The following is a 14,781-nucleotide window of genomic DNA, read 5'->3' on the forward strand; positions in this document are numbered from 1 at the left end:
TCGCGCCAGTTTTTGGCCCGACCGGATTCCGCCCATGTCCCTGGAAGCCCTGCAGAACATCAATCCGCAATCACTGCTCGACACCGCCATCAGCCTGACCGCCGCCTTTGTCCTGGGCGGCATGATCGGTTTCGAGCGGCAGTATCGCCAGCGTACGGCCGGCCTGCGCACCAACGTGCTGGTGGCCGTGGGCGCGGCGATCTTCGTCGACCTGGCCAACCATATCGCGGGGCATGACGGTGCGGTGCGCGTGATTGCGTATGTGGTGTCGGGCATCGGCTTCCTGGGCGCGGGCGTGATCATGCGCGAGGAAGGCAATGTGCGCGGGCTCAATACCGCCGCCACGCTGTGGTGTTCGGCAGCGGTGGGCGCCTGCTGTGGCGCCGACATGATCGTGGAAGCGGCCATCGGCGCGCTGTTCATCCTGGCCGCCAACACGCTGCTGCGCCCGGTGGTGAACCGGATCAACCGGCAGCCGCTGGACACCATGGCCGTAGAGGTTACGCACACGGTTCACGTGATTACGGCGCGCGACTACCAGAAGACGGCGATGCGACTGCTGGAGGAAGCGCTGGAGTCGGCCCAGTATCCGACGCGCGACCTGGAGGTGCGCGCGTTCGGCGAGCAGGATGTGGAAATCGAAGCGGCGCTGGCGGCCACGTCGGTCGATGGCGACATCCTCGACCAGATCGTGACCCGCCTGGGCGGCACCAGCGTGGTGAGCCAGGCGTTCTGGAGCGCAAGTACGACGGAGTAGGGCAACTGCTGGCCGCCGTATTGACTCCCCTCTCCCGCCGCGCGGGAGAGGGGCAAAACCATCAGCCCTCGATGGATTCCCGCACCGCCCCCACCGCAAACTGGCCAAGGACCCGCAGCGCGGTGATGTCCTCGGCCGTCCAAGTCTCCACGCCAGCCAGGTAGTTGAATGTGCCGATGACCTTGCCACCATGGCACAGCGGCACGTTGACCACGCCGTTCAGGCCCAGTCCGCGAATCGTGGCGATGTCGTCAAAGACGGCGGCCAGCGCCGCGTCGCCCTCGCCCACAAAGACTTCGCCGCGCTCCAGCAACTGGCGCGTCCAGGCGGTATCGCCCTTGACCTTCTTGCCGCCGGGCGGATAGGCCACCGGATCCGACGACCAGATCCGGCAGATTTCGCGGCTCTGCGCGTGCCACGCGTTGATCGTCAGCAAACCCGCCCCGACAATGTCCAGCGTGGCCGCGCCGATGGCATCGAGCACGGCCTGCGGCGTGGCGGCGGCGCGCAGACGGTCGAACAGCGGATGCAGATGCGTTTGCCAGTGGCCCAGCGTATCGACGCTTGCCATCGTCATTCCCCGTGGATGCCCAGTTCCTTGATCAGCTTGCCGTAGCGGTCGGCATCGCGGCGCAGGATCTTGCCGAATTCCTGCGGCGTCGACGTGGCCGTTTCCACGCCGATCGAGTCCATCTTGGCCTTGACCTCGGGCAGCGACATCACGCGGTTGATTTCGGTATTCAGCTTTGCCACCAGCGCGGGCGGCATGTTCTTCGGGCCAAACGCGCCGTACCACACCGACAGTTCATAACCGGGGATGGTCTCGCCCACGGTGGGCACGTTGGGCAGCAGCGGCGAGCGCTTGGCCTCGGTCACGGCCAGCAGCTTCAGCTTGCCGGCCTTCACGTGCGTCAGCGTCTGCGTGCCGGCCGAGAACAGCAACTGGGTCTGGCCCGCCACCGTGTCAACCACGGCCGGCGCACCGCCCTTGTACGGCACATGCAGCATCTGCACGCCCGCCATCTTCTCGAACAGCACGGCGCTCAGGTGGTTGGTCGAGCCAGGGCCGGCACTGGCGTAGGCCAGCTTGCCCGGGTTGGCGCGGGCGTAGGCAATCAGTTCCTTGACGTTGTTGGCCGGCACCGACGGATTCACCACCATCGTGTTGGTCACGTAGGCCAGCAGGCCCAGCGGGGTGAAGTCATCCACGCCCTTGAACGGCATGTTCGCCATCAGCGCCGGGTTCATCGCGTGCGTGCTCATCGAGCCGATCAGCAGCGTGTAGCCGTCAGGCTGGGCACGCGCCACCATCGCCGAACCGATGTTGCCGGACGCACCGGGCTTGTTGTCCACGATCACCGGCTGGCCCAAGGACTTGGTCAGGTGCTCGGACAGCACGCGCGCCAGGATGTCGGTGGAGCCACCGGCGGCCCAGGGCACGATCAGCGTGACCGGCTTGGTGGGATAGGCGTCGGCTGCGCCGGCCTGGCCGGTGAACGACAGTGCCAGTGCGGCGGCACCGCACAGCAGGCTTTTCAATACGGACCTCATGATGCAACTCCCCTTCTGTCTTCGGACTATCTGATGTGATTCGGTTCAGCGGCCCACGGCGTAACCCTGCATGCCGCGCGCATTGGCGCCCGCGCGCAGCACCAGGCGACCCCTGGCGTCGCGTTCGCGCGTGCAGGCCGACATGCGGCCTTCGGACCAGTCGTCTCCTACGCGAACTTCGTGCCCGCGTGCGCGCAGCGCTTCGATGGTGGCAGCCGGGAAGCGCGATTCAACGGTAATGCGGTTCAGCGTGGTCTGGCGCGGCCAGAACGATTGCGGGAAATGGTCGATATGCCAGGCCGGCGCATCGATCGCTTCCTGCAGGTTCATGCCGTGTACCGCGTGGCGCATGAAGAAGGCCAGCGACCACTGGTCTTGCTGGTCGCCGCCAGGCGTGCCGAAGACCATGTACGGTTCGCCGTCGCGCAGGCACAGCGACGGCGACAACGTGGTGCACGGGCGCTTGCCAGGTGCCAGCGTATTGGGCAGACCCGGCTCCAGCCAGGTCATCTGCAGGCGCGTGTTCAGGGCAAAGCCCAGCGACGGGATGGTCGGGCTTGACGACAGCCAGCCGCCGGACGGCGTGGCGGCCACCATGTTGCCGTGGCGGTCGATGACGTCGATATGGCAGGTGTCGCCCACAAAGACTTCGCGCTCGGCCCATTCGCTGACCGGCGGCAGCGCGGCGAACGTGGGCTCGCCAATGCCAAAGCGCGTATCGGCCACGGCCAGCGTGCGATCGGCCGCGGCCAGGTCCGGCATGCGCGGCGCGATGCCCTTGAGCGTGCCCGGCTGCATCGTCAGCGACGCCCGGTCACCAATCAGCGCGGCGCGCGACGCCAGGTAGTGCGGATTGAGCAGCGCGCAGAGATGGCTGTCCTCAAACAACGGATCGCCATACCAGGCGGTGCGGTCGGCCATTGCCAGCTTGGCGGCCTCGGCAATCTTGTGGACGAACTCGGGCGAGGTCGGCGCGTGGGCGTCGAGGCCGGCATGGCGCAGCATGCCAAGCTGCTGCAGGAACATCGGGCCCTGGCTCCAGATATCGCACTTGGCTACCGAATAGCGGCCGAAGTCGAGCGAGACCGGCGCTTCCACGGTGGGCTTCCAGCCGGCCAGGTCGTCGTAGCGCAGCAGGCCCGTATGCTTTTCGCCCGTGGTGTCGCGCACGGGGGTGTTGCGGCAGTACTCGTCGATGGCCTCGGCCACGAAGCCGCGATACCAGCAGTGCATCGCCGCATCGATCTGGCCCTCGCGGCTGTCGCTCTGGCTCACGGCCGTCTCGACGATGCGCGTGTAAGTGTCGGCCAGCACCGGCAGCGTGTGCAGCGCGCCGGGGCGCGGCACCTTGCCATCGGGCAGCCAGGTATCGGCCGAGCTGTGCCATTCGTCGCGGAACAGCTGCTGCACGGCCAGGATGGCCTGCGAGATGCGCGGCACCAGCGGGAAGCCGTTGCGCGCGTAGCCAATGGCGGGCGCCAGCACATCGGCCAGCGACCATGTGCCCTGGTCGCGCAGCATGGTCAGCCATGCGCCAAACGCGCCAGGCACCGTGGCGGGCATCAGGCCGATGCCGGGCATCAGTTCCATGCCCTGCTTGCGCAACGCTTCGGGATCGGCCAGCGCGGGGGCCGGGCCCTGACCACAGACCGAGCGCACCGCGCGGTCCTTCTCGCTCCAGAACAGGATCGGCACCTCGCCGCCGGGGCCGTTCAGGTGCGGTTCCACCACCTGCAGCACGAAACCCGCCGCCACCGCGGCATCGAAGGCATTGCCCCCGCGCTCCAGCACGCCCATGGCCGTCTGCGTGGCAAGCCAGTGGGTGGATGCGGCGACGCCGAACGTGCCGACGATCTCGGGGCGTGTCGTGAACATGGGAAATGACTCCTCTTTGATGCATTTGACTTGTGATTCGAGTATAGGCAGATGGAATAACTGCCAGTATCGAATTACTTATCGTAGTATTACCGTTTGGTTATACCCATCAACCGCAACGTCCCTCCCTTATGCCGATTGCCACCGACAAGCTGCTGCATCAGATCGTATCGCGCCTGCGCCTGCGTCATTTGCCGCTGCTGCTGGCGCTGGAGCGCCAGCGTTCGGTATCGCGTGTAGCGGCGGAGATGAACCTGTCCCAGCCGGCCGTGACCAAGGCGCTGCGCGAGATTGAGGACATTTTCATGACGCCGCTGTTCACCCGCACCCGCAACGGGCTGGAGCCCACGGCCACCGGAGCCGCCGTACTGAGCCATGCGCGCATGACGATGGCCGACGCCGAGGCGCTGGGCCGGCAACTGGCGGTGATCGAGGCCGGCCGGCGGGGCCGGCTGCGGCTGGGCGTGATTCCCTACACGGCCCGCGCAGTGCTGGACGCCGCGCTGGCCTATGGGCTCAACCAGCAACCGCGCATCTCGGTGGTGGTGCGCGAAGGCACCACCGACGAACTGGTCAGCGCGCTGCGCCAGCACGAACTGGACTGCGTGATCGCGCGCTCGTTCTACCTGGCAGGCGAAGATATCGTGCAGCAACCGCTCTATCGAGAAGAGCCCGTGCTCGTGGTACCTTCGCGGGCCAAGGCGCGCCTGTCGCGTGGCGAACTTGACTGGAAACGGCTGGCGGAACTCGACTGGATCCTGCCTCCGCCACACACGCCGGTGCGCCGCACGATCAATACGATGTTCGCGGTGGCCGGTGTGGCACCGCCGCTGCCCATCGTCGAAACCTATTCGATCAAACCGATGGCCACGCTGCTGCGCAGCCAGCCTGACACCATCACCATCGTGCCGCGCGCCGTGGCCGCCGAGCTGATCGAACTGGGCGACGCGGCAGCGCTGCCGTTCTCGCTGAGCTGGGACTTGCCGCCCGTGGGCGTGATGTGGCGGCGCGAGACGGAAGAGAATGAGCTGGTGATGCCGCTGGTGGCGGCGCTAAAGGCGGCGGTGGCGTAAGACGCCCTGATCAACGACTACACAGAAGCAAGCATGAAAACCGTCGGACTCTACTTCCTGACCGCCCTGGCCGAAATCCTCGGATGCTACCTGCCCTACCTCTGGCTGCGTCAGAACGCCAGCGCATGGGTATTGATCCCAGCCGCCGCCTCGCTGGCCGCCTTCGCGTGGCTGCTTACCTTGCACCCCGACGCCTCGGGCCGGGTCTATGCCGCCTACGGCGGTATTTATATAGCAGTGGCCATCGCCTGGCTCTGGCTGGTCGACGGCGTCCGGCCCAGCGTCTGGGATATGACAGGTGTCACAATTGCCGTCGCCGGCATGGCCGTGATCGTGTTTCAGCCGCGCTAATATCAGAATTAAGGGCGAATTAAGCGCCACATTCCCTGACAAAAACCGTCACCTTGTGCTTCTTGAGCCATACCCTCCGAGAGTGGGGTGACGGGAATTGTCAGATACATCTGGTTACAGGTGACAAGAAATCTCACATTTCGGCGATTTCTAGCCGAATTACGACCTGGCACGCCTGTTGCTCTATATGCACCCGACAGCAACTGCTGTTCTCAATTAATTCAAAGGGGTCAATTCCATGAAAAAAGCACGGATGGGAATCCACCAACGGGTCCAGAAGGGTTTCACGCTGATCGAACTGATGATCGTGGTCGCGATCATCGGTATCCTGGCTGCTATTGCGATTCCGCAATATCAGACGTACGTGGCCAAGTCGCAAGTTAGCCGAGTGATCGGTGAACTGTCGGCCCTGCGCACGGCAGCCGAGACCTGCCTGAACGAAGGCCGCACGGTCATCACTACGCCGGATGTGCCGCCTGCTGCCACCACCGACTGCAACATGGGTCGTACCGCTTCGAACCTGATCACGGACAACGCCACGGCCCTCGGCGGTATCGCCACTGTGGCCCTGGCTGCCAATGCGTCGACCATTAGTGGCGTGTTGGGCGGTGCTGCACAAGCCGCAGTGGCTGGCGCTACCATCACGTGGACCCGCGATGCGAACGGTAGCTGGGGCTGCGCCATCACGACTGCTCCGGCCACGTTCAACGCTTCGTTTGCACCGGCAAGCTGCCCAATGTAATTGGCATCTAGCATTCAAGAAAAGCCCTGGACTTTCCCCAGGGTTTTTTTCATTTCAGGGGCCGCAACTTCTAGCCCCGCCTCTTCACCCCGCCTCCCCCCGCATCCCAATCTCCCCAATCAGCTTCCGGTACCGCGCATTGTCAGCCGCCACCATCTGCGTGAACTGCGCCGGCGAATCGCTCTTCCGAAGCTCCCCTGCATTCGCCTTCATCGTCGCGTCGAGCTTGCCGCTGTTCTGCAGCGCGACCACCGCGTCGAATAGCCGTTTCGCCATTGGCGCCGGCAAGCCAGCCGGGGCAAACAAGCCACTCCAGTTATCGAGCACAAACCCCGGCGGCAACGATTCCGCCAAAGTCGGCACGTTCGGGAAATAGCTGGTCCGCGCAGCCGATGACACCGCCAGCGCGCGAATCTGGCCGTTGCGCAGGAACGGCGCCGCCGTCGACATCACCGGCATGCCGAATTGCGTCTGGCCGCTCAGCATCGACGTCAGGATTTCGCTGGCGCCCTTGTACGGGATATGCACGGCCTCGACATGATTCTGGTGCAGCAGCGATTCCACGGCCAGGTGCGAGACGCTGCCCTTGCCGCCCGACCCGTAGTTCAGCGCACCCGGCTTCTTCTTCATCGCCTCGATCAGTTCCCGCGCCGTCCTGAACGGCGACGACGCTGGCACGGCCAGCACCACGGGGCCGCCCGATAGCGCCGAGATCGCCGTGAAGTCGCGGGCGGCGTCGTACGGTTGATCCTTGTACAGATGGACGTTGATCACGTGCTGGTTGGCAAGGATGCCCAGCGTGTAGCCATCGGGCTCGGCGCGCTTCAGCGCCCGGGCGCCGATGATGCCGCCAGCCCCGCCGATGTTCTCCACCACCAGCGGCTGGCCCAGCACCGGCGACAGTTCCGCCGAGATGGTCCGGGCGATGGAATCGGGTGCGGTGCCCGCGATAAACGGCACGATCAGCCGGATCGGGCGCGAAGGATACGGCGCGGCGGCCACGGCCACGCGGCTCATCACGCCACCCAGTGCGGCGGCACCGGCTGCGGCGCCTGCCGTAGCCAGCCATTGACGACGATTCATGTTGTCTCCTGTGTTTTTTTCTGATGTGTGGCGCGCGTGTGGCGCAATCAGGCCTCGGCCGGGTCCAGGATGGCCTTGGCAATCGTATTGCGCTGGATCTCGCTGGTGCCCGTGAAGATGCGGAACATGCGCAGCTTGCGCCAGGTCTGCTCCACCGGATGCCCGCGCGTGACACCGAGGTTGCCGTGGATCTGCACGGCTTTGTCCGCCACCTCGAAGCAGCGCTCCGACACGAACAGCTTGCACGCGGCCGCCTTCATGCGCAGGTCGGCACCGGCATCGGCCAGCAGCGCGGTCTGGGCGATCATGCTCTCGCAGGCCCACAGTGCCGCCGCCATGTCGGCCAGCATGTGCTGGATGGCCTGGAAGCGCGCAATCGGCCCGCCAAACTGGCGGCGCTGGCCCGCGTAGGCCACCGATGCCTCGTAGGCACGCGTTGCCAGCCCCAGCATCGACGGGCAATGCAGCAGCCGGTTCACGTTGATGCGCGACATGCCCAGCTTGAAACCCCGCCCTTCGCCGCCAAAGATATTGGCGCGCGGCACGCGCACGTTCTCGAAGCGGATATCGGCATCGATATGCTGGCCCGACATCGGCACGTACTCGGTGCTGACGGTGACGCCCGGCAGGTCCAGGTCGACCAGCACGGCCGTGATCGACGGCGGCGTGGTGGTGGCATCGGTCACGCACATCACGATGGCAAAGTCCGCAAACGGCGCGCCGCTGATGTAATGCTTCTCGCCGTTGATCACCAGATCGTCGCCGTCCACCACCGCGCTGGTGCGGATGCTCTGCGCATCGGAGCCCGAATGCGGCTCGGTCAGCGCAAAGCAGGTGGATTTCTCGCCCCGGATCACCGGCTGGAAGTAGCGTGCCACCTGGTCCGGCGTGGCGTACTTGAGCATGTTGCCCACGCGCGGCGGGCCACCCAGGTCGCCCAGCACATGCGGGGCCAGCACTGCGCCGCTGGCAGCCAGGTCGGCCTTCAACGCGCACTGCTCCGAGATATTGAGGCCCTTGCCGCCCAGTTCCACAGGCAGGCAGGCCGCGTACAGCCCGAGTTCGCTGGAGCGGCGCCAGACGTTGCGCAGCACCTCGCGCGGCCACGGGTCTTCGGTGCCCAGGCCCAGCTCGTGCTGCATCGGCAGCAGTTCGTCGTTGATAAAGCGCTGCACCGCGGCGCGCGTTTCGATCAGCACCGGATTGGTCAGATGGTCGAACATGTCTTGGCTCCGTGGATCAGTTCACGCGGCGGCTGGCGCCGAGCCAGTACTGCTCGCGCACCAGCTTGCGGGCCAGCTTGCCGCTGGCGTTCTTGGGCAGTTCGGCGACGAAGTCGACCGAGCGCGGCGACTTGTAGTCGGCAATGCGCGCGCGGCAATGGCCGATCAGTTCGGCCGCACTAGCCTGCCGGCCCGGCCACAGCGCCACCACGGCCTTGACGCTCTCGCCCCAGGTGTCGTCGGGCACGCTGATCACGCAGGCTTCCATCACGTCGGGATGCTGGTACAGCGTGGCTTCCACCTCGGTCGGATACACGTTGAAGCCGCCCGAGATGATCATGTCCTTCTTGCGGTCGACCAGGTACAGGTAGCCATCGGCATCCACGCGCGCCAGGTCGCCCGTGTGCAGCCAACCGTCGATCAGCACCTCGCGCGTCAGCTCCGGCTCGCCCCAGTAGCCCTGGAACACATCGGCACCCCGGATCACAAGTTCGCCAATTTCATCGCCCGTGACCTCTTCGCCGCGCTCGTTGACCACGCGCACTTCTGTTTCGCCCAGCGCGCGGCCGCACGATGCCAGCCGCTCGGGCTTGCTTTCGATCGCCAGCGCGTGGTCGGCCGTGGACAGGCGCGTGACGCCCGATGTGGACTCGCTGGCGCCATAGCCCTGCGACAGCACCGGGCCGATACGTTCCCAGGCTTCGCGAATGCGTGCCGGGGCCATTGGTGCGGCGCCGTAGGCCAGCGTCTTGAGGCTGCCCAGATCGGCCGTGGCCAGCGTCGGCTCGGCCAGCAGCATGTTGATCATGGCGGGCACCATGAACACGTGGGTCAGCTTCAGGCGCGCCACATCGGCCAGGAAGCGGGCCGGTTCGAATTTCTCGAACAGCACCAGCGTGGCGCCCAGGAACAGATAGGGCTGCATCAGCATGCCCGATGCATGGGTGACCGGGCCGATCAACGCCAGCCGGTCGCCGGGGCGCGCGGGGCGATCCATGGTCAGGATCATCTTGCGCATCGACGCCAGCCGGTTGCCGTAGGTCTGCATGGCCGCCTTGATCTTGCCCGTGGAGCCCGACGAAAAGTGCAGCACGGCCAGGTCGCCCGGCTGGGGGGCATAGTCGATGGCCGAATTGGCGCCGCGCTCGATCAGCGATTCATAGGCCCCGTAAGCGCCTTCCGCGCCCGCGATGGCGACGAAATGCTCGACGCAGCCAAACCCGCGCGTGTCTCGCGAATAGCCGGTGTAGCCGGGGCCCGCGATCATCACGCGTGGCGTGCAGTTTTCGACCACATCGGACGCCTCATTGGCCGTAAAGCGCGGATTCAGCGCCGCCTTGACCAGCCCGGCCTTGTACAGCGCACATTCGATCTCGACGATCTCGGGGCAGTTGCGCGACTGGATTGCCACGCGGTCGCCTTGCTGCAGGCCCAGCGCCAGCAGCGCAATGGCAAGCCGTGTCGACCGTTCGTCAAGCTGGCGGTAGGTCAGCACGCGGTCGCGGTACAGCACGGCGGGGTTGTCGCCCCAATAGCGCGCCGCACGCCTGAGGAAATAGGCGAACGTCATCGTTGTCTCCAATCTGGATAGGTGTGGTGTGACCCAAGTCTGTAAGATGCGTGACATCACCACAATGTCGCGATTGGAATAAAGTCATAAACGATGGGAATGAGGAATACGAGACACCATGGAGACACGTGACCTGGACTACGTGCTGGCCGTGGGCGCCCACGGCGGCATCGGCCGCGCCGCCGAGGCGCTGGGCATGACCCAGCCGGCGCTGACCAAGGCGATCCAGCGGGTGGAGGCGCAACTGGGCGTGCCCCTGTTCGAGCGCACGACGCTGGGCATGCGCGTGACGCAGGCTGGCACGGTGTTCCTGGAGCGGGCGCGCCGCATCCGGCTGGAATACGACGATGCCATCAAGGAGATGCGCGGCATCCAGACCGGCGAACAGGGCCTGCTGCGGCTTGGCTATTCGCCATCGATGCCCAATGCGCTGGTGCTGGGCGCCTGCCAGCAGCTGCTGCGCGAACGGCCCGTGGCGCGGCTGCGCCTGAGCATGCGCGTGGCGCGCGAGTTGATGGACCAGGTGCAGGCCGGCGAACTGGACCTGGCCGTGGCCCCGCTGCCGCGCCAGGCCAATCCCGCGCTGGCAACACGCGAACTGTTCACCGACCGCCTGGCCGTGGTGGCCGACGAGAACCACCCGCTGCAGCGCCGGCGCGATCTGACGCTGGCCGATCTGGTGGGCCAGCACTGGCTGCTGCCGACCGCACACGTGCTGATCCGCCAGCAGATCGACCGCGCCTTTGCCAGCGCTGGATTGCCGGCACCGACGCTGCGCGTGGAGACGGATTTCGGCAGCACCACGCTGTTCGATCTGGTGCGCGGCACGGAGATGTTGTGTATCGCCGGATCGACCACCAACAGCAAGCGCATGGGCCTGCGGCCGATTGCCCTGCGCGCCGACGCGCTGGACCTGGGCCGCCGCGTGGGCGTCATCACGCGTGCCGGGGCCTACCTGTCACCGCTGGCCCAGCGCATGATCGACATCCTCGAAGCCCACGTGGAGTAGCGCCCTGCGGTTACGGCTGCGGCGGGAACGTGCGCAGGTAGGCCAGCAGGTCATCAAGCTGGCGCGCATTGCTCATGCCCCAGAAGCGCATCTTGGTGCCGGGCACGACCTTGGCCGGCGCCTGCAGGAACGCGCGCAGCGTGTCGTCGCCCCACACCACGGGGGACGCCTTCATGGCATCGGAATAGCGGTAGTCGTCGGTGCCGCCCGCCTTGCGGCCGAACACGCCGTTCAGCTGCGGCCCGAACGCCGCACGCGCCGACGGGCCTACGTGGTGGCACGACGCACAGCGCGTGGTGAAGATGTCCTTGCCCTTCTCGATGTCGCCGGCGGCGTGGGCAGTGGTGACGGCAAACAACGTGAATGCAAGCAGTGCAGCGTACTTCATGATGCGTGATGAGAATTGAATCGGCCTGCCCTCTCCCCCCGCCCCTCTCCCGCCTGCGGGAGAGAGGAGCAAACCAGCAGCATTGAAACACCGTCTGTTGCCTGCGGGAGAGGGGCGGGGAAAAAGGCAAGCGCCTGCCATATGACGCGCCCTGCTACACCGGATAACTCGCCACTTCAATCAGGTTGCCGTCGGGATCGCGGCAGTACACGGACGTCATCGGTCCCAGCGCGCCGGTGCGCTGCACCGGTCCCACTTCCACGGCCACCTTGTGCGCCAGGAAATGGGCGATCACCTCCTGCGGCGGCATCTTCGTGATGAAGCACAGGTCGTCGCTGCCCGATGTGGGATGCACGCCGGTGAACCACGCCACCGTGTCTTCGTTCACCGGGCGCAGGTTGATCTTCTGCTGGCCGAACTTGACCGACACGCGCTTGCCGGTGCGCGACTCGAAGTCTTCGCGCTGCATGCCCAGCACCTGTTCGTACCAGGCCACGCTGGCCTCCACGTCCTTCACATTGAGCACGATATGGTCAAGGCGTTCGATCGCAAGCGTCATGGCGTGGTGTCCTGTTGTGGTCCCTGAGGTGATCCGTGGGAGCGGCGATTATGTAACAGCATGTGTAGCTGTGCAGTGCAAGGCGTAATGTACACCGGGCCAGCGGAGGGCGGCTTTTATACTGCCGGGCCGGTCAACCACCGCGCCCCAAGTCATGCGCCGAATCTCCTGGCTCATCATGAGCCTTGTCATCGCGGCACTGATCCAAGTGCCCGCAGGTTTCGCGGCCGAGCCCGCCTCCGAGGCGGAAGCGCAGCAAATTCCCACGCTGACGCACGCCGAAGCCATCTCCGAACTGAAGCGGTTGCAGTCCGAGCAGGACCGCGTCAAGCAGCAGGCGTCCAGTGCGTCCGGCAACATCAAGCTGGGCGATCTCAACGACGCGCTCAAGCAGCTCGACGACGATGTCGACAAGCTCGCCGCGTCGCTGACACCGCAGCGCGCCCAGCTGCAGGCCCAGGTAGATCTGCTGGGGCCGCCGCCCGACGCCAGCCCCGACAGCAAGGCCAAGGACGCCGCCAAGGAAGCGCCCGCCGTCATCAGGCAGCGGGCGGAACTGAACGCGCGCAAGAGCCAGCTCGACGACGAACTGAAGCAGGCGGCCGACAGCAAGGACAACATCGCCCACCTGCGCGACCAGCTCGCCAAGCTGCAGCGCAGCCGCCTGAAGGACCAGCTCGCGCTGCGTTCGGACAGCATCCTGAACCCCGCCTTCTGGACGCCGCTGTTCAAGGTGTCCGACGAAGACCGCGAGCGCCTGGGCAACTTCACCGACGATATCTGGCCGCGCATCCAGATGGCCTGGGAGCCGTCGCAGCGCGGCAAGACCATCATCCTGCTGGCCGTGGCGCTGGCGGTCTGGTCGCTCGGCCGGCGGCTGCTGGAGCGCGGGCTGGCCTGGTTCTGCCTGACCCAGTTGCCTGAAACGCGCCTGCGGCGCAGCGCGCTGGCCCTTGCCACGGCACTGACCACGGTTGTCACCACGGCATTGGCCGTGCGCATCGTCTATGCGGCCTTTACCGGCGGCGACGAAATATCGCCTGCGTTGCAGGACCTGATGAACGAGATCGCCAAGCTGACCATGACCAGCGCGCTGATTGCCGGCCTGGGCCGCGCATTGCTATGCACGCGCCACCCCAGCTGGCGGCTGCCTGCACTGGCCGATCCGGTGGCGCTGGCGATGCGGCCATTCCCCACGGTGCTGGCTGGCATGCTGCTGCTCGCGGGCACGCTGGAGCAACTCAACCGCATGGCCGATACCACGGTGCAGGTCACGCTGCTAGGACGGGGGCTGGTCTCGCTGGTGGTGGTGCTGACCATCGGCGCGGCGCTGCTGCGCGCCAACCGCGTACGCACCGAACTGGTGGCGGCCGGCGAGCGGCCCGAAGAGCGCGCCACGCTGGCCGGGCTGATCCACGCCGCCGTCACGCTGATCGTGATCGTGTCGTTCGGTGCCCTGCTGGTCGGCTATATCAGCTTTGCGCGCTTCCTGACCTACGAACTGGTCTGGTTCGATATCGTGCTGTGCAGCCTGTACCTGCTGACCCAGCTGACGCGCGACATCTGCGAGGCGCTGTTCTCGGCCAGCCACCGCAGCGGCCGCGTCATCAAGCAGCTGTTCGGGGTGGGCGACTCGCATCTGGAGCAGGTATCGACGGTGCTGTCCGGCATTGGCGCCAGCGCGCTGCTGCTGCTGGCCGTGCTTGCCCTGCTGACGGGCGGCTTCGGCACCACGCCGGTCGATCTGCTGAACAGCCTGCTGACCGTGCTGGGCGGCGAACGGCTGCGCAGCATGAACATCATGCCCGACCGCATCCTGAATGCGGTGATCGCGCTGACCGTGGGCATCTGGCTGCTACGCTCGGTGCGCCGCTGGCTCGACGCCGAACTGCTGCCCAAGCTCTGTTCCGAGCCAGGGCTGCGCGCGTCGCTGATCACGCTGTTCACCAATGTCGGCTACGTGCTGCTGGTGCTGCTGACACTGTCACTGCTGGGCGTGAAATGGGAAAACCTGGCGTGGATCGTCAGCGCGCTGTCGGTGGGTATCGGCTTCGGCCTGCAGGAGATCGTGAAGAACTTCGTGTCGGGCCTGATCCTGCTGACCGAGCGCCCGGTGAAGGTGGGCGACATGGTCAGCCTGGCCGGCGTGGAAGGCGATATCCGCCGCATCAACGTGCGTGCCACGGAGATCCAGCTGGGCGACCGATCCACGGTGATCGTGCCGAACTCGCAGCTGATCTCGCAGAACGTGCGCAACGTCACGATGAGCAACAGCACCCAGGGCGTGGCGACGCTGCAGCTGACTTTCCCGCTCAACACCGACCCCGAGGCCGTGCGCGACCTGCTGCTGGAGGTCTATCGCGAGAACGAGACCATCCTGGACATTCCCGCACCATCGGTCACGTTCAGCCAGCTGGCGCCCAACGGCATCACGCTGAGCGTGACGGGATACGTAGGCAGCCCGCGCATCGCGGGGGGCACCAAGAGCGACCTGCTGTTCGAGATCCTCAAGCGGTTGCGGGCCGCCAAGATATCGCTGTCCGAACCGCAGACGCTGCGCGTGGAAAACATGGCGGCGGCGCTCGGCACGTAAGGACCGC

General features: G+C 66.0%; 14 protein-coding genes. 6 read left to right on the forward strand and 8 right to left on the reverse strand.

The window, feature by feature from the left end; translation table 11 throughout:
* Window positions 1-34 precede the first annotated feature (34 nt).
* A complete protein-coding gene (locus tag ACOABP_RS21480) occupies window positions 35-757 on the forward strand; it encodes an MgtC/SapB family protein (RefSeq protein WP_474230149.1) in 723 nt (240 codons plus the stop codon).
* Between the two features lie 61 nt (window positions 758-818).
* Here ACOABP_RS21480 and ACOABP_RS21485 read toward each other — a convergent pair whose 3' ends face one another.
* Genes ACOABP_RS21485 through ACOABP_RS21495 form a run of 3 tightly spaced genes read right to left on the reverse strand, consistent with a single transcriptional unit; the run spans window position 819 to window position 4,183 of the window.
* Entirely contained in the window at window positions 819-1,328 is a 510-nt protein-coding gene (locus tag ACOABP_RS21485; protein WP_474230151.1) for a GAF domain-containing protein, read from the reverse strand.
* Window positions 1,329-1,330: 2 nt separating this feature from the next.
* Window positions 1,331-2,308, reverse strand: a complete 978-nt coding sequence (locus tag ACOABP_RS21490; RefSeq protein ID WP_474230153.1) for a Bug family tripartite tricarboxylate transporter substrate binding protein — start codon at window positions 2,306-2,308, stop codon at window positions 1,331-1,333.
* 45 nt (window positions 2,309-2,353) lie between these two features.
* Complete coding sequence (locus ACOABP_RS21495; RefSeq protein WP_474230155.1) at window positions 2,354-4,183, reverse strand: gamma-glutamyltransferase family protein; 1,830 nt, start codon at window positions 4,181-4,183, stop codon at window positions 2,354-2,356.
* A 131-nt stretch (window positions 4,184-4,314) separates the two neighbouring features.
* Between ACOABP_RS21495 and ACOABP_RS21500 the strand changes: the two genes are divergently transcribed.
* From ACOABP_RS21500 to ACOABP_RS21510, 3 genes are all read left to right on the forward strand, one after another.
* Window positions 4,315-5,256 carry a LysR substrate-binding domain-containing protein gene (locus ACOABP_RS21500; RefSeq protein ID WP_474230157.1) on the forward strand — a complete coding sequence of 314 codons (942 nt, stop codon included), beginning with the start codon at window positions 4,315-4,317 and terminating at the stop codon, window positions 5,254-5,256.
* 33 nt (window positions 5,257-5,289) lie between these two features.
* A complete protein-coding gene (locus ACOABP_RS21505; RefSeq protein WP_474230158.1) occupies window positions 5,290-5,607 on the forward strand; it encodes a YnfA family protein in 318 nt (105 codons plus the stop codon).
* Window positions 5,608-5,845: 238 nt separating this feature from the next.
* Window positions 5,846-6,349 (forward strand): pilin, encoded by a 504-nt coding sequence (locus tag ACOABP_RS21510; RefSeq protein ID WP_474230160.1) that lies wholly within the window; start codon window positions 5,846-5,848, stop codon window positions 6,347-6,349.
* Window positions 6,350-6,433: 84 nt separating this feature from the next.
* Here the strand turns inward: ACOABP_RS21510 and ACOABP_RS21515 are convergent, their stop codons facing one another.
* From ACOABP_RS21515 to ACOABP_RS21525, 3 genes are read right to left on the reverse strand one after another with little or no spacing between them, the layout of a single operon-like run.
* A complete protein-coding gene (locus ACOABP_RS21515) occupies window positions 6,434-7,432 on the reverse strand; it encodes a tripartite tricarboxylate transporter substrate-binding protein (RefSeq protein WP_474230162.1) in 999 nt (332 codons plus the stop codon).
* A 47-nt stretch (window positions 7,433-7,479) separates the two neighbouring features.
* Entirely contained in the window at window positions 7,480-8,655 is a 1,176-nt protein-coding gene (locus tag ACOABP_RS21520; RefSeq protein WP_474230164.1) for an acyl-CoA dehydrogenase family protein, read from the reverse strand.
* Between the two features lie 16 nt (window positions 8,656-8,671).
* Entirely contained in the window at window positions 8,672-10,225 is a 1,554-nt protein-coding gene (locus tag ACOABP_RS21525) for an AMP-binding protein (RefSeq protein ID WP_474230166.1), read from the reverse strand.
* A gap of 118 nt (window positions 10,226-10,343) precedes the next feature.
* On the opposite strand from ACOABP_RS21525, the gene ACOABP_RS21530 reads away from it, so the two are divergent.
* A complete protein-coding gene (locus ACOABP_RS21530) occupies window positions 10,344-11,234 on the forward strand; it encodes a LysR family transcriptional regulator (protein WP_474230168.1) in 891 nt (296 codons plus the stop codon).
* A gap of 10 nt (window positions 11,235-11,244) precedes the next feature.
* Here the strand turns inward: ACOABP_RS21530 and ACOABP_RS21535 are convergent, their stop codons facing one another.
* Together ACOABP_RS21535 and ACOABP_RS21540 are read right to left on the reverse strand one after the other, a co-directional pair.
* Window positions 11,245-11,622 carry a c-type cytochrome gene (locus tag ACOABP_RS21535; RefSeq protein WP_474230169.1) on the reverse strand — a complete coding sequence of 126 codons (378 nt, stop codon included), beginning with the start codon at window positions 11,620-11,622 and terminating at the stop codon, window positions 11,245-11,247.
* Window positions 11,623-11,776: 154 nt separating this feature from the next.
* Window positions 11,777-12,181: a VOC family protein gene (locus ACOABP_RS21540; protein WP_474230171.1), complete on the reverse strand. Its 405-nt coding sequence runs from the start codon at window positions 12,179-12,181 to the stop codon at window positions 11,777-11,779.
* A gap of 154 nt (window positions 12,182-12,335) precedes the next feature.
* On the opposite strand from ACOABP_RS21540, the gene ACOABP_RS21545 reads away from it, so the two are divergent.
* Complete coding sequence (locus ACOABP_RS21545) at window positions 12,336-14,774, forward strand: DUF3772 domain-containing protein (protein ID WP_474230173.1); 2,439 nt, start codon at window positions 12,336-12,338, stop codon at window positions 14,772-14,774.
* Window positions 14,775-14,781: the final 7 nt, after the last annotated feature.

It is taken from the genome of Cupriavidus sp. HE11 (assembly GCF_056097175.1).

Excerpts from the sequence above, each read along its gene's own strand:
- ACOABP_RS21480 (WP_474230149.1), top strand. The coding sequence starts at position 35 with ATGTCCCTGGAAGCCCTGCAGAACATCAATCCGCAATCACTGCTCGAC.
- ACOABP_RS21485 (WP_474230151.1), bottom strand. The coding sequence starts at position 1,328 with ATGGCAAGCGTCGATACGCTGGGCCACTGGCAAACGCATCTGCATCCG.
- ACOABP_RS21490 (WP_474230153.1), bottom strand. The coding sequence starts at position 2,308 with ATGAGGTCCGTATTGAAAAGCCTGCTGTGCGGTGCCGCCGCACTGGCA.
- ACOABP_RS21495 (WP_474230155.1), bottom strand. The coding sequence starts at position 4,183 with ATGTTCACGACACGCCCCGAGATCGTCGGCACGTTCGGCGTCGCCGCA.
- ACOABP_RS21500 (WP_474230157.1), top strand. The coding sequence starts at position 4,315 with ATGCCGATTGCCACCGACAAGCTGCTGCATCAGATCGTATCGCGCCTG.
- ACOABP_RS21505 (WP_474230158.1), top strand. The coding sequence starts at position 5,290 with ATGAAAACCGTCGGACTCTACTTCCTGACCGCCCTGGCCGAAATCCTC.
- ACOABP_RS21510 (WP_474230160.1), top strand. The coding sequence starts at position 5,846 with ATGAAAAAAGCACGGATGGGAATCCACCAACGGGTCCAGAAGGGTTTC.
- ACOABP_RS21515 (WP_474230162.1), bottom strand. The coding sequence starts at position 7,432 with ATGAATCGTCGTCAATGGCTGGCTACGGCAGGCGCCGCAGCCGGTGCC.
- ACOABP_RS21520 (WP_474230164.1), bottom strand. The coding sequence starts at position 8,655 with ATGTTCGACCATCTGACCAATCCGGTGCTGATCGAAACGCGCGCCGCG.
- ACOABP_RS21525 (WP_474230166.1), bottom strand. The coding sequence starts at position 10,225 with ATGACGTTCGCCTATTTCCTCAGGCGTGCGGCGCGCTATTGGGGCGAC.
- ACOABP_RS21530 (WP_474230168.1), top strand. The coding sequence starts at position 10,344 with ATGGAGACACGTGACCTGGACTACGTGCTGGCCGTGGGCGCCCACGGC.
- ACOABP_RS21535 (WP_474230169.1), bottom strand. The coding sequence starts at position 11,622 with ATGAAGTACGCTGCACTGCTTGCATTCACGTTGTTTGCCGTCACCACT.
- ACOABP_RS21540 (WP_474230171.1), bottom strand. The coding sequence starts at position 12,181 with ATGACGCTTGCGATCGAACGCCTTGACCATATCGTGCTCAATGTGAAG.
- ACOABP_RS21545 (WP_474230173.1), top strand. The coding sequence starts at position 12,336 with ATGCGCCGAATCTCCTGGCTCATCATGAGCCTTGTCATCGCGGCACTG.